Source organism: Ruegeria sp. HKCCD6604 (genome assembly GCF_013110635.1).
Taxonomy (GTDB): domain Bacteria; phylum Pseudomonadota; class Alphaproteobacteria; order Rhodobacterales; family Rhodobacteraceae; genus Ruegeria.
Genome location: NZ_WVQW01000002.1, coordinates 211,537 through 224,705, shown reverse-complemented (window position 1 = coordinate 224,705; position 13,169 = coordinate 211,537). Strand labels below are relative to the sequence as shown.

The 13,169-nt window shown below is 59.6% G+C and carries 16 protein-coding genes; 6 read left to right on the top strand and 10 right to left on the bottom strand.

The features are described 5' to 3' along the window. The first annotated feature begins 121 nt into the window (after positions 1-121). Positions 122-820, top strand: coding sequence for a glutathione S-transferase family protein (locus GS614_RS09130; protein ID WP_171726072.1), 699 nt, complete (start codon positions 122-124; stop codon positions 818-820). Between the two features lie 35 nt (positions 821-855). Here the strand turns inward: GS614_RS09130 and GS614_RS09125 are convergent, their stop codons facing one another. Next, positions 856-1,341, bottom strand: coding sequence for an RNA pyrophosphohydrolase (locus GS614_RS09125; RefSeq protein ID WP_171726071.1), 486 nt, complete (start codon positions 1,339-1,341; stop codon positions 856-858). Positions 1,342-1,478: 137 nt separating this feature from the next. On the opposite strand from GS614_RS09125, the gene GS614_RS09120 reads away from it, so the two are divergent. Beyond that, positions 1,479-3,506: an NADPH-dependent 2,4-dienoyl-CoA reductase gene (locus tag GS614_RS09120; RefSeq protein WP_171726070.1), complete on the top strand. Its 2,028-nt coding sequence runs from the start codon at positions 1,479-1,481 to the stop codon at positions 3,504-3,506. 21 nt (positions 3,507-3,527) lie between these two features. On the opposite strand, the gene GS614_RS09115 is transcribed toward GS614_RS09120, so the two are convergent. Both GS614_RS09115 and GS614_RS09110 read right to left on the bottom strand, forming a co-directional pair. After that, on the bottom strand, positions 3,528-4,136 hold the full coding sequence (locus tag GS614_RS09115) for a LysE family translocator (protein WP_171117145.1): 609 nt from the start codon (positions 4,134-4,136) through the stop codon (positions 3,528-3,530). Positions 4,137-4,235: 99 nt separating this feature from the next. Continuing rightward, entirely contained in the window at positions 4,236-4,676 is a 441-nt protein-coding gene (locus tag GS614_RS09110) for a DUF4399 domain-containing protein (protein WP_152459400.1), read from the bottom strand. A 227-nt stretch (positions 4,677-4,903) separates the two neighbouring features. Here GS614_RS09110 and GS614_RS09105 point away from each other — a divergent pair, with 227 nt between their 5' ends. Beyond that, complete coding sequence (locus tag GS614_RS09105; protein WP_152459401.1) at positions 4,904-5,809, top strand: LysR family transcriptional regulator; 906 nt, start codon at positions 4,904-4,906, stop codon at positions 5,807-5,809. 52 nt (positions 5,810-5,861) lie between these two features. Here GS614_RS09105 and GS614_RS09100 read toward each other — a convergent pair whose 3' ends face one another. Then, positions 5,862-6,779 (bottom strand): hydrogen peroxide-inducible genes activator, encoded by a 918-nt coding sequence (locus GS614_RS09100; protein ID WP_171726069.1) that lies wholly within the window; start codon positions 6,777-6,779, stop codon positions 5,862-5,864. Between the two features lie 98 nt (positions 6,780-6,877). Between GS614_RS09100 and GS614_RS09095 the strand changes: the two genes are divergently transcribed. Next, entirely contained in the window at positions 6,878-7,840 is a 963-nt protein-coding gene (locus GS614_RS09095; protein ID WP_171233437.1) for a sodium-dependent bicarbonate transport family permease, read from the top strand. On the opposite strand, the gene GS614_RS09090 is transcribed toward GS614_RS09095, so the two are convergent. The 4 genes from GS614_RS09090 to GS614_RS09075 are packed head-to-tail and all read right to left on the bottom strand — an operon-like array spanning position 7,833 to position 10,749. Further along, entirely contained in the window at positions 7,833-8,735 is a 903-nt protein-coding gene (locus tag GS614_RS09090; RefSeq protein ID WP_171206709.1) for an OmpA family protein, read from the bottom strand. The two genes, GS614_RS09095 and GS614_RS09090, sit on opposite strands and share 8 nt — an antisense overlap. Further along, the gene (locus GS614_RS09085; RefSeq protein ID WP_152459932.1) at positions 8,732-9,289 is read right to left on the bottom strand and encodes a peroxidase-related enzyme; all 558 of its coding nucleotides are present in this window, start codon (positions 9,287-9,289) and stop codon (positions 8,732-8,734) included. The genes GS614_RS09090 and GS614_RS09085 overlap by 4 nt, the downstream gene beginning before the upstream one ends. 30 nt (positions 9,290-9,319) lie before the next feature. Continuing rightward, on the bottom strand, positions 9,320-10,030 hold the full coding sequence (locus tag GS614_RS09080) for a GNAT family N-acetyltransferase (RefSeq protein ID WP_171726068.1): 711 nt from the start codon (positions 10,028-10,030) through the stop codon (positions 9,320-9,322). Further along, positions 10,027-10,749 carry a molybdopterin-binding protein gene (locus tag GS614_RS09075; protein ID WP_152459406.1) on the bottom strand — a complete coding sequence of 241 codons (723 nt, stop codon included), beginning with the start codon at positions 10,747-10,749 and terminating at the stop codon, positions 10,027-10,029. Before GS614_RS09075 ends, GS614_RS09080 begins: the two co-directional genes overlap by 4 nt. Positions 10,750-10,799: 50 nt before the next feature. Here GS614_RS09075 and sfsA point away from each other — a divergent pair, with 50 nt between their 5' ends. Then, entirely contained in the window at positions 10,800-11,507 is a 708-nt protein-coding gene (gene sfsA / locus GS614_RS09070; protein WP_171206706.1) for a DNA/RNA nuclease SfsA, read from the top strand. A gap of 1 nt (position 11,508) precedes the next feature. On the opposite strand, the gene GS614_RS09065 is transcribed toward sfsA, so the two are convergent. After that, a complete protein-coding gene (locus tag GS614_RS09065; protein ID WP_253283520.1) occupies positions 11,509-11,904 on the bottom strand; it encodes a RidA family protein in 396 nt (131 codons plus the stop codon). A gap of 269 nt (positions 11,905-12,173) precedes the next feature. Between GS614_RS09065 and map the strand changes: the two genes are divergently transcribed. Further along, a complete protein-coding gene (gene map, locus GS614_RS09060) occupies positions 12,174-12,986 on the top strand; it encodes a type I methionyl aminopeptidase (RefSeq protein WP_171726067.1) in 813 nt (270 codons plus the stop codon). Here map and GS614_RS09055 read toward each other — a convergent pair. Further along, positions 12,974-13,153 (bottom strand): hypothetical protein, encoded by a 180-nt coding sequence (locus tag GS614_RS09055; RefSeq protein WP_171726066.1) that lies wholly within the window; start codon positions 13,151-13,153, stop codon positions 12,974-12,976. The genes map and GS614_RS09055 overlap by 13 nt on opposite strands. Positions 13,154-13,169 lie beyond the last annotated feature (16 nt).

The following is a 13,169-nucleotide window of genomic DNA, read 5'->3' as shown; positions in this document are numbered from 1 at the left end:
GGGAAAAAATTCGGCTCGACCCTGCGAGCGCGGCCTGAACACCGGGCCGCGAAGCCCTTTTTTGCTGGCAGGGCTAGCTCTGACAGCGTTATGCTTTTCGCATTAAAAAGGGGGGGGTGTCATGAGAGTACTGCTGTTCACGACGGGATCGCCATTTGCAAGGGCGGTCAGGATCGTTCTGGACGAACTTTCGCTGGATTACGAAAGGCGAGAGGAAATCACCACGCCCAGCGCCGAGCAACGCGCGCAGGCGACTCCGACATTGCAGGTGCCGACATTCTGGGACGGCGATCTTGTGCTGTGGGAAAGCGGCACCATCGTCGAATACCTGCTGTCGACCTATCCGGACAGGCCGCAGGCCGCGCCCAAGCTGGCACCCTTTGCCTTTCGGCCCGGGGGCGCGCAGTGGCAGGACAAGCTTGTATTCTCGACCATCCAGACCTTCGGCTACGCGGCCACGACCATCTCGCAAATGAAATGGTCCGGCGTGAGCGTGGACCAGAACGCGCATCTGCAGCGGTCGGCCGAGAAGCTGACCCATATCCTGGGCTGGCTGGAAGACCGGCTGAGCGGCGAGGACGGTTTCGTGCCGAGCTACTTGTCGATGCAGGATATCTTTCTGGCCGCCCATGTGCGGTTCGTGCAGGCAAGGCCGCTTGGAGTGGATCTGAAGCTGGACCGGTATGGCAAAGTTTCGGCGCTGCTCGACCGGCTGGATGCGCGCGACAGTTTCAAGGCGAACCCGATTTGGTGGTGGGAACCGGGGGTCATCGGCTATGAGCCCGACGGCACGCCTGTCTACGAAAAACAGAATGCCTGAGCCGGGATCCCGGCGCGGAATTACGACAGCCTTATTTAGCGCAGATCCCCACGAAAGGCCTCCATGACGCGCTCGTAGACCTCGCGCTTGAAGGGCACAATCTCGGCGATCAGGCGCTCGGGGTCCTGCCATTTCCAGCGGGTGAACTCGGGGTGATCCGTCTGGATGTCGATCTGGTCGTCGGTTCCCAGAAACCGCATCAGGAACCATTTCTGCTCCTGCCCACGATATCGGCCCTTCCAGATTTTGGGCACGATGTCATGCGGCAGGTCATAGGGCAGCCAGCCCTCGGTCTCGGCCACGATTTCCACAAGTTCGCCGGTTACACCGGTTTCTTCCAACAGCTCTCGCAAGGCCGCATCACGAGGGTCTTCGCCCTTGTCCACGCCGCCTTGTGGCATCTGCCAGGCGTCCTCGAACCGGTCGTTGCGCTGGCCGACGAAGATCTGGCCCTGATCGTTCATCAGCATCAGCCCGACGCAGGGGCGATAGGGCAGTTTGGCAATTTCTTCGGGTGTCATGCGCGGCCTCATCGTGTTGTTCCGCCCACCTCTAGCAATCACCGGCGTAACAGCAAAGAGGGTGACGTGGGGTTTCGCGTGACAAAGTTTACGCGAACGTCAATCTATCACGCAAATTCAGGAGGGAGAGTTTTGCCATGACTGTGTACCCAAACATGCTGGCACCACTGGATCTGGGCTTTACCACGTTGAAGAACCGGGTCCTGATGGGCTCGATGCATACCGGGCTGGAGGAAACCGGCGACTGGAACCGGGTGGCTGAGTTCTATGCCGCCCGCGCGCGCGGTGGCGTGGCGCTGATGGTCACGGGCGGCATCGGGCCGAACCTCGAAGGCTCGGTCCTGCCGGGGGCTGCAATGATGACCAGCGACAAGGACGTGGCCAATCATTCCGTCGTCACCGACCGTGTGCATCAGGCGGGCGGCAAGATCGCGATGCAGATCCTGCATGCGGGCCGCTATGCCTACGGGCCGAAATGCGTGGCGCCCAGCCCGGTGAAGTCGCCGATCTCGCCCTTCCCCCCCAACGAACTGGACGAGGACGGCATCGAGAAGCAGATCAGCGACATCGTGAACGCCGCCGTGCTGGCCCAAAAGGCGGGCTATGACGGGGTCGAGATCATGGGGTCCGAGGGGTATTTCATCAACCAGTTTCTGGTGACCCACACCAACAAGCGCACAGACCGTTGGGGCGGGTCCTATGAGAACCGGATGCGCCTGCCGCTGGAAATCGTGCGCCGCACCCGCGAGGCGGTGGGCACCGATTTCATCATCATCTACCGGCTGTCGATGATCGACCTTGTACCCAATGGTTCGACCTTCGAAGAGGTGGTGCAACTGGCGCAAGCGGTCGAAAAGGCCGGGGCCACGATCATCAACACCGGCATCGGCTGGCACGAGGCGCGGATTCCGACCATCGCCACATCGGTGCCCCGCCGGGCCTTTGCCTGGGTGACGAAGAAACTGATGGGCAAGGTGGGGATTCCGGTCATCACCTCGAACCGGATCAACACGCCCGAAGTGGCCGAGCAGGTGCTGGCCGAGGGCTGTGCCGACATGGTCTCTCTGGCGCGGCCGATGCTGGCGGATGCGGATTTCGTAGCCAAGGCGATGGTAGGTGACTCGGCCAGGATCGCGCCCTGCATCGCCTGCAACCAGGCCTGCCTGGATCACACCTTCAGCGGCAAGCTGACCTCCTGCCTGGTGAACCCGCGCGCCTGCCACGAGACCGAGCTGGTGATCGAAAAGGCCGCCACGCCCAAGCGCGTGGCCATCGTGGGCGCGGGGCCGGCGGGCCTGTCCACGGCGATGACGGCGGCGGAGCGCGGCCATGACGTGACCGTGTTTGACAAAGCCGACGAGATCGGCGGCCAGCTGAACATGGCCAAGCAGGTGCCGGGCAAGGAAGAGTTCTGGGGCTTGGTGGACTGGTACCGCACCATGCTGAACGATCTGGGCGTCAAGGTCGAACTGGGCCGCAAAGTCGGCGCCGACGATCTGGTCGGGTTCGACGAGGTGGTGATCGCCACGGGCGTCAACCCGCGCGACCCGCAGATCCCGGGCGAGGACAGCGACAATGTCGTGAACTACGTCGACGTGCTGCGCGACAAGGCCCCGGTGGGCAAATCGGTGGCCGTGATCGGCGCGGGCGGCATCGGCTTCGACGTGTCGGAATACCTGTTGGAGGAAGGCCATTCGCCCACCACCGACCTGCCCTTGTGGATGAAGGAATGGGGCGTCGCCGACCCCGAGCAGCACCGCGCAGGCCTGGCGCCCGAAGGCCCGCAGCCCGAGGCGCCCAAGCGGCAGGTCACGCTGTTGCAACGCAAGAAGCAGGCGCATGGCAAGGGGCTGGGCAAGACCACCGGCTGGATCCACCGCGCCACGCTGAAGATGAAGGATGTCAACTTCGTCGGCGGCGTGAACTATGAACGCATCGACGACGAGGGGCTGCATGTCTCGTTCGGAGAAGAGCGCGCCGATCCGACCGTCATCAAGGCGGATACGATCGTTCTGTGTGCAGGACAGGTGCCCGAGCGGTCGCTGGCCGACGCGCTGATCGAACGCGGGATCACCCCGCATGTGATCGGCGGCGCGGATGTGGCCGCGGAACTGGACGCCAAACGCGCAATCAATCAGGGCACACGCCTTGCCGCGGAGTTCTGAAGCCACTCGTTCAGAGTGTCTTCAGTCCGACAGCGCGAGCTTTGCACCCAAGGCACCAAAAGCGGTTGCGAAACACCGCTTTATCCACGCCATCACAGCAGGGCGCCGGATCACATAGTCCCGCGCCAGTGCGGCGCATGCCCCATACCCGACAAAAACAACAAATGTCATGGCCATGAAGGCCAGCGCCAGTTTGGCCAGCTCTATTCCTGCATTTGCTGCATTCGCCGGCAGGAATTGAGGCAGAAAGGCCAGGAAGAATAGCGACAACTTTGGGTTCAAAACGTTGATCAGCGTTCCTGTCACGGCAATTCCAAAGTCGCTTTTTGCGGATTTCTCCGCCGCGACATCCATGGCACCGCCGTCCTTCAGGATACCCCATGCCATGTAGAACAAGTACAAGACGCCAAGATATTTGATGAGTTGAAACGCGACGGCACTGGTGTGCAGCAAGGCTGCAAGTCCGATGATGCTGGCCAAGGCCGCCGGAACGATCCCAAGTGTGCATCCGAAGGCTGCGGCGAGACTTGCGCGAAACCCGCGCCCAAGACCGACAGCCAAAGTATAGATGACGCCGGTACCCGGCAGCAAAACAACAATCAATGATGTGACGAAGAATTCCAGCGACATTATTACCCCCCTGCAAATGCAGGCAGATTCACTAAGTGCGCCGAAATGTAAATGCCTTTCCATCACATGAACCGAACGGACGGTTTCAACGACCTGCGGCTATTCCACGGTGATCGTGATAACCTCGGATACAATCGGCGGGGAATGCGGCACATGCCCGGCGTCGCCCAGAACCAATTGCAGGGTGTGTTGGCCCGGCGCCAGATCCAGCGTTACTTCGGTCTGACCGCCTCCGAAGTGCATGTGATTATCGTCGGCGGGCAAACCATTTGCCAACTCATCCGCGCCATCCTCGCCTTCACCCAGCGGGGGACGGTCAAGCAACAGGTGGTGGTGCCCGGTGTTTTCTTTCTCGGTTCCGGCGGGCGCGACGCCCATGCCGCTTAGGCCAAAGACAACCGTGACCGGTGATTGCACGGTATCGCCATCCGACAGGTTGACGAAATAGACCTTTGCATCAGGATTCGATGGGGTCTCTCCTCCGGCATGCGCAAAGCCCACCGAAAGGCAAAGCGCAGCAATGGCGAAAAAGGTTCTCATGATCTCCTCCCTGGTCACAAAAATGCCATTCTCAATGTGAGATCTTAGCGCGATTGTCTGAAAAACACAGCATCACAATGCCTGAGGCGAGTTTGGAAACCACTGTTTCTACGTTTCCCATACGCAAACGATCCGATTCAAATCCCTGATATTATCCCATGTCTGCCCCGTTTCCGCCCAGATTCAGCGCCATAGTCAGGACGGAAATCAAGATCTGGGGAACGAGTATGGACCGACTGACCGAAATGGAAGCCTTCGCCAATGTGGTGGACCAGGGTGGCTTCACCGATGCGGCCAAAAAGATGGGCATCTCCAAATCAGCTGTGTCCAAACACGTATCAAGCCTTGAGGCGCGGCTGGGAGCGCGGCTGTTGAACCGCACCACGCGCCGGGTTTCACCAACGGAAATCGGGCTGGCCTATTATGACCGCGCGCGGCGCGTGTTGAATGATGCCGGAGAAGCGGATTCATTGGTCACGTCAATGCAATCGGCCCCGTCTGGTCTTTTGCGCATCAGCGTTGCCACGGATTTCGGCGTCAATCACCTGTCACCTGTTCTGTCCGAGTTCCTTGCAGCCTACCCCGACATCACTGTGAACATGGTTTTGAACAACCGCTATGTCGAGCTGATTTCCGAAGGATTTGACGTGGCCGTGCGTATTGGTGAGCTGGAAGACAGTACACTGCGCGCCCGCAAACTGACCGAGACGGTCAAACGCATGGTCGCCGCGCCCAGTTATGTCGAAAGGTTCGGCCGGCCGCAGAAGATCGATGATCTGAACGAACACAAGCTGCTGCATTATTCCAGCCAATCCTCGGGCAATGTCTGGAAACTGACCGCGCCATCCGGCGAAAAACGTCAGGTTCGTACCGCCGGGTGGTTGAGTGTCAATGATGGCCAATCCCTGTTGAACGCAGCGGTTTCCGGCCTGGGTATCGCATATCTGCCCAGCTATCTTTACGCTGAAGCCCTAAAGGCCGGGCTGGTTGTCGATGCAATGCCGTCCCTGCCTGACGAAGTTCAAGGCGTTTACGCTGTCTACCCGCCGGGCCGCTTTACGCAACCCAAAGTGCGGGCCTTCATCGATTTCCTCGTTGATTCCTTCCACGGGAAGGGTCCGATGGACTGGTAATTTCTCCCTGAAGACCAACCTTTGGCCCGCATGTAAAAGTGCGGGCCTTTTTTTACGGGTCGATTACTGACAGTCCCATGGACCGGGCGGAAGTGCGCAAGCTGTCCGTCAGCACATTCTGACCCGGCGGTGGGGTTTCGGAACTGCGTGCCAACAGGGCGATATCGCGATTTGCATTGGCGATGGACAGCGGTCGCAAGCGCACCTCGTCGCGGTAGATGCCCTGTCTGCGAGCATAAAGATCAGGCAGTACCGCAACACCTACACCCGAAGCCGCCATCAGAACAATGGAATCAAGCGTCGTGCCTTCATACTCATCCGAAACAACCCCACCGCATTCCGCCGCCAATGCATAGACGATGCGCGACAGGCGGTGGCTTTGATCCAGGGTGAGGAAGATCCGGTTCTGAAGATCGGTGGCACTGACACCCTGCAAATCCCGCGCCAGAACGTCATCAACGGCAACCGCGACCCAAAGAGGTTCGTTGAACAACCGGTGTTGCACGGTATTCGGATGGTCTTCGGGCGTGGACAATATCAGATCAAAGCGACCGAATTTCAGACCCTGTTCCAGATCCAGTGTGTTTTCCTCGCGCACCACAATGCGCAATCCGGGGCGAATCCGGTGCACCTGTTTGATGGCTTGCGGCAACAGATAAGGCCCGATCGAAGGCAAAACCCCCAGTCGCAATCGTCCTCCGACGGGCATATCGTTCGACATGGCGTGGCGCAGGTCCTTGACCTCTGCCAGGATCTTCTGTGCGCGCAAGATGAACTCTTCTCCCTTCGCCGTCACCTGGATACCACCACGGTTACGCTCAAAGATCCGAACGCCAAGCTCTTGTTCTACAGTCGCAATTTGCGTCGACAGGCTGGGCTGGCTGACATTCAGCACCTCGGCTGCCAAACTGAATCGCCCAAGGCGACTGACCGTAACGATGTATTCCAACTGTCGTAATGTCGGGCGCATTGCATAGCCTAAAACTATTTATAACTTAGAAAGATAGTATTTGGCGAAATCAGTTTTGCAAGGCACCTAACCCGAAAACGAGGGATCAGGAGTTAATTATGCCCGGAGTGATCGAAACACTGTCCAGCAACCTGCTGGTGCCGACCATACTGTTTTTTGCTCTTGGGCTTCTGGCGGCCTTTGTGCGCAGTGACCTGTCCATTCCGGCGGGCGCGGCCAAGTTCATGTCGCTTTACCTGCTGCTGGCCATCGGGTTCAAAGGCGGTGCCAGTCTGGCCGCGCATGGCATTCATCTGCAACTGTTCCTGACGCTGCTGGGCGGTGTCGCCTTGTCCTTTGCCATCCCATTCGTGGCCTTTGGCCTGCTCAGGGTGATGACACGCCTGGATGCGCTGAACGCGGCGGCGGTGGCAGGGCACTATGGTTCGATCTCGATCGTAACCTTTGTTACAGCCACCAGCCTGCTGGATCTGGTGGGGCTGACCCATGACGGATTCATGGTGGCCGTTGCGGCTGCGATGGAGGTGCCTGCAATCCTGTCGGCACTTTGGTTAGCGCACAAGACCGGAAGCAATGGCGTCAAGGATGACAAGCTGTGGCGCGATCTGCTGGCCAACGGCTCGATCGTGCTGCTTACCGGTGCCTTCCTGATCGGAGCCATCACCGGTGGTGAAGGCATGCAGATGATCGCGCCCTTCATCGTGACGCCCTTCACCGGAATTCTGTGCCTGTTTCTGCTGGATATGGGCTTGTCGGCAGGGCGCAGCCTGATCAGCAACCGAGACAAGCTGTCGGTTGGCCTGTTCGCCTTTGGTGTCTTGATGCCCCTGATCGGCGCATTTATGGCCTGGGCGGTAGGTGCCGTGATCGGCTTGCCACAGGGCAGCTTGTTCCTGTTCATGGTGCTGTCAGCCTCGGCTTCGTATATCGCGGTTCCCGCCGCGATGAAGATCGCCCTTCCAAAGGCCGAGGCCGGGATCTATCTGACCTTGTCGCTGGGGGTGTCGTTTCCGTTCAACATCACCGTCGGATTGCCGCTGTACCTGTGGTGGGTCAGTTGACCAGCAATACGGCTTCGACCCGACGGTTGAGATCGCGCCCTTCCGGAGTTGCATTCGATGTGAGCGGAGACAGATAGCCAACACCCTGCGCTTCGATCCGGTCGGGTGCCACGCCATGCGCATCGATCAGGCGGGTTCGCACCGCCTCGGCCCGGCTTTTGCTGACCGCAATATTTGCCTGTAAGGCACCGGTATCGTCAGTGTGCCCCACCAACGCCAGGCGTGTGTTCGGGTTGGCGGTCAAGTATCCGGCCAGCAAGGTCAGCGAGTCAAACGGCCCTTCGCCCAGGGCAACCTCGCCCGTCGGAAAATGCAGGTCATCCAAGATCACGTGGCCCGTTGTCGCCAAGGCCTCCAACACCCCGACCGAGCCTTCCACGGCTTGCTCTACCACCACAGGGTCCGGGTCCGGCGCGTCCTGGGGTGTGACCCGGATCATCTGCACATAGCCATCCGGCGGGTTGCGGCTGACCAGCAGGCTAAGGGCAACCGGCCCCTTGGTGGCCGACAAAAACCGGTAATCCTGAATGGCGACATACATGTCCGGGGTTGGCACGACTTCGGTGCCAAAGCGAAAGTCGAAACCACCGCAAACCCGCGCGTCGCATTCGAACAGGATCTTGTAGCCCTGCGCCTCGATCTGATCCCGCAACGGTGCCAGCAGCTGCAATGTCGTGCTCGACCCCGCCTGAAGCCGCCACGTATAGCGCTCCACGCGCCCTTCGCGCGTTTCTGCGGGAACCGAGCCATTTGCATAAGACCCCGTCGGCAGGTCATAGCTGTCCAGTGGCGATGTTCGGTCGCTGATCTGTCGGGCACTGGCCGGCAGGGTCAGGTCCTGCGCGGCAACAGGTCCTGTCATTAGCAGGGCAACAAGGGCGGCGGCGCGGATCATCGAAACTGTGCGTGATATTCTTCGTTGGGCACCATCGCCGTCGCGCTGGCGACCCGGTTTGACATGTTGAAAAACCCGGCGACATTGGCGATGTCCCAGATGTCGCGGTCGGAAAAGCCTGCATCGCGCAGGCGCTGGCGGTCGGGCTCTTCAATCTCGGCGCTGGCGGTAGTCATCTTTGCGGCAAAGTCCAGCATCGCCCGTTGACGCGGCTCCAGCGGGGCGACGCGATAGTTCATCACCAGCATTTCGCCCAGTTGCGGATTGCCCGAAAGCTGACGCACAGCCGCCCCATGGGCGACCAGACAGTAGAAGCATTTGTTGATCGACGAGACGACGACCGCGATCATCTCGCGTTCCAGTTTGGTCAGCCCGCTGTCAGCCAGCATCAGGTCGTTATACATCGCGGTGAAGGCGTTCAGCTTGTCGATATCGAATGCGTTGGCTTTCAGCACATTCGGCACCATGCCCAGTTTTTCGACACAGATATCAAAGTATTTCTGCGTTTCGGGCGGCAGCGGATCGACCATGGGCAGGTTCAGCGCGGTAGGCATGTCTTTCTGTGTCACGGCGGCCTCTTCGGTTCAGACAAGATGACGGTAATGGTATTCGCCCGCGATCTCCATCCCGAGGGCACGATAAAGACCGTTGGCGCCCTCATTGGCCTTGGTGCAGATCACGCTGAGGTTCTGCGCACCGTGATCACGCGCCCAGAATGCCGCCGCGCGCATGGTCCAGTGGCCCAATCCCTGACGACGGTGTTCGGGCAACACTTCCAGCGCGTGGACCATCGCAGTGTCTGCATGCATCGCCACAAAAGCCACGCCGCTGGGTTTGTCGTTGTGACGCAGCAAAAATCCTGTCTTGGGGCCCTTGGCACGTTCCATCACCGCGATCCGCTCGGGTCCGATCCCGCCCGAGGCCCAGATTTCGCGCATGATCTCAAGCGGTTCCCAGATTGAAAACACCATGACCGGTGGGATCGGCTGATCGATCAGCCGAGAGACGGGGCAGACATATATGTTGACCGGGTCAAGAATGTCGTATCCCCGCTGGGCCAGCATTGCATCCAGGGCTTCATCCCCGGGCCGCAGGCAGAAGATGCGTTTTTGCCCCATGGCCAGCATCGCGGCCTCGGCGGCGTCGATATCGTCTTCATTGGCCGGGCCCAATGCACTGGCCGCAGACACGCGCGACCCTCCGCCCTGCCCCTCACGCAGCAGAAACGGGCCAAGCCGCTGATAGCGTGCGGCGGGCCATGTTCCGTCGACTATTTCCGCCCAGTTATCGCTCAAAGCTCAAGCTCTTTCGCCAGGCGAGTGGTGGCCGCGTCGATCCGGCCTCCGTCGGTGCCGCGCACAACCACATTGGCCCCGAAGGCACCGTTGATCTGAAACGGATAGCATCCGATGGACAGGTCGCTGAAATCTTCGGCCAAGGCCGCCAGGTTTGCGGCGATATCACCTTCTCCGCGGTCCACACGCAGAGTTTGCGACAGCAAAGGGCGGCCTCCGGTCAATGTTGGCAAAACGCTCGCCACCATCGCCTGAAAAACCGACGGCACACCCGCCATGACATGCACATTCGCAAGCGTGAACCCGGGCGCCGTCGAAACCGGATTTTCGATCAGCGTCGCACCGTCCGGAATACGCGCCATGCGCAGGCGGGCGGCATTCAATTCCAGCCCGGATTTGTCGTAATGAGCCTGCAACAGCGCGCGCGCGTCATCGCGCACATCAATGGGTGTGTCGAAAGCGCGGGCAATGCAATCGGCCGTGATATCGTCATGGGTCGGGCCGATGCCGCCGCTGGTGAAGACATTGTCATAGGCGTCGGACAGCGCTTTGACGGCCGCTTCAATGGCAGGGGCGTCATCGCTGACAATGCGGACCTCTTTCAGGTCGATGCCGTGTTTGGTCAGTTCCTGCGCCAGAAAATGCATATTCGCATCGCGGGTGCGACCCGACAGGATTTCATCCCCGATCACCAGCATCGCTGCGGTTGGATTGGCCATGGCGCTGTCCCCTCTTGATCGTCCTCAGGGGCAGGTATAGGCCCTGAACCATGCGATTTGAAACCCCTCTTGTCCCAGCCCGGCTGATCCGCCGCTACAAACGCTTTCTGGCCGATTGCAGGCTTGAGGACGGGAGTGAGGTAACGGCCCATTGCGCCAATCCGGGGTCGATGATGGGGCTGGCCGAGCCCGGCGAAAAGATTTGGCTGGAACCCAACGACGATCCGAAGAAAAAGCTGAAATTCGGATGGCGGCTGGTGGACCACGAGAACGGGCATTTTACCGGGGTCGATACCTCGGTCCCGAACCGGGCGCTGCGCACTGCTTTGGAAGCCGGTGAGATTCCCGAACTGGCCGCCTATGACACCGTCCGGCCCGAGGTGAAATACGGCGACAACAGCCGCATCGACTTCCTGCTGACGGGGCCGGGCCTGCCGGATGCCTATGTCGAGGTGAAAAGCGTGACACTGTCACGCCAGCCCGGACTGGCCGAGTTTCCCGACAGCGTCACAGCCCGTGGCACCAAGCATCTGGGCGAGTTGGCCGCGATGGCCGCGCAAGGGCACCGGGCGATCATGCTGTATCTGGTTCAGCGAACCGATTGCGACCGGTTTGCTTTGGCGGCCGATATTGATCCGGCCTATGCGGCGGCGTTTGAGGCGGCGCAGGCGCAAGGGGTGGAACGGATCGTTTGCGGGACGCGGATAACGCCGTCGGGGGTTTGGGTGCAGACTGAAATGAGGATTTTGGCCGGCTGAGTCAGTCCGCAACGACAGCATCAACCTCAATCTCGACCAGCCACTCGGGATTCACAAATCGTTCGATGGCCATGATAGTATCTACAGGGCGAGCATCGAGACAATACAGCTTTCGGGCTTCGATCGCCTGTTTCCAGTTTTCGATTTCGGTCAGGATGACACGCGTTCTGACAATATCGTGCAGCCCTGACCCGGCACGCTCAAGCGCATCTTTGATGATTTCGAAACATTGTCTGGTTTGCAGATAGACATCACCGACACCCACAGTGTTGCCCTCAGCATCGACTGGTGCGGTTCCACCGACCGCGATGAAGTTCCCGACCCGAACCGCTCGGCTGAACCCAACGATGCTTTCCATGGGGTTTCCGTTAGAGATCAATTCTCGTTTCTGTGACATGCATCCGGTTCCCTGATTTTCTCAAGAAAAAGTGCAATCATTAGATACTGATCCGCCTGCCGTGAAAAGTTTCCAAGCCAGTAGCCGTACGGATTGCGGTCGAGGCGGTGGGGTCCGAGATGCTGCAATGCAGCCCCTACTCTTGAATCCTGAGCCAACGGAACCAAGTTTCTCGCATGGTTTACGCAGTCTGAACGCGCGCCCTCTGGTACTTTCTGCACAAGCAGCGTAAAAGGAATGCTGCGCGCAACATTTGGAGCTTAGCGTCGATGAAAGAGCATCGTGGCCGCCTGACCAAGGACGGCATTCGCATCTATGAACAAGGTGACTTTGCAGGGATGCACGCGGCAGGGGCGCTGGCTGCGCGGATTCTGGATGATATTGCAGAACATGTGTTTCCCGGTCAAACCACCGGCACACTTGACGGATTGATCACGCAGATGGTCGAAGACGCCGGTGCGACCTCGGCCACCATAGGTTATAAAGGCTATCAGCACGCCAGCTGCATCAGCGTGAACCACGTTGTCTGTCACGGTATTCCCGGTGAGAAAAAGCTGAAGGACGGCGATATTCTGAATATCGACGTCACCGTCATCGTCGATGGCTGGTTTGGCGACACCTCGCGCATGTATGTGGCGGGCAAGCTGCCGCGCAAGGCGGAACGGCTGATCCAGGTGACCCATGACGCGCTGTTCAAGGGCATCGAGATGGTCAAGCCGGGCAATACCTTTGGTGACATCGGCCATGCCATCCAGTCCTATGTCGAAGCACATCGGATGAGCGTCGTGCGTGATTTCTGCGGTCATGGTCTGGGTCGTGTGTTTCACGCGCCACCGAACGTGCTGCACTATGGTCGCCCGGGCACCGGTGCCGTGCTGGAAGAGGGTATGTTCTTTACCATCGAACCCATGGTCAATCTGGGTCGTCCCGAAACCAAGACTCTGGCGGACGACTGGACAGCCGTGACCCGCGACAAATCGCTGTCGGCACAGTTCGAACATTCGGTGGGCGTCACCTCGGATGGGGTCGATATCTTTACCCTGTCACCCGCTGGCAAATTTCACCCGACTTATTCGTCCTGATCAGCGGCCTGCTCACGTAGAAGTTTCAGCAGCATCGTTTCAGCCCCCCACGGCGTAACCGCGTCGTGGATGAAGACCGGCGCGCGCATGGGTTTGCGCTCGGGGCCGGCAGCGGCTTCGGTGTCGCTTGAAAAGGTCCAGGCAAAAGGTGTCAGGGTGCAGTCCATGCGTGCACATTAGCAC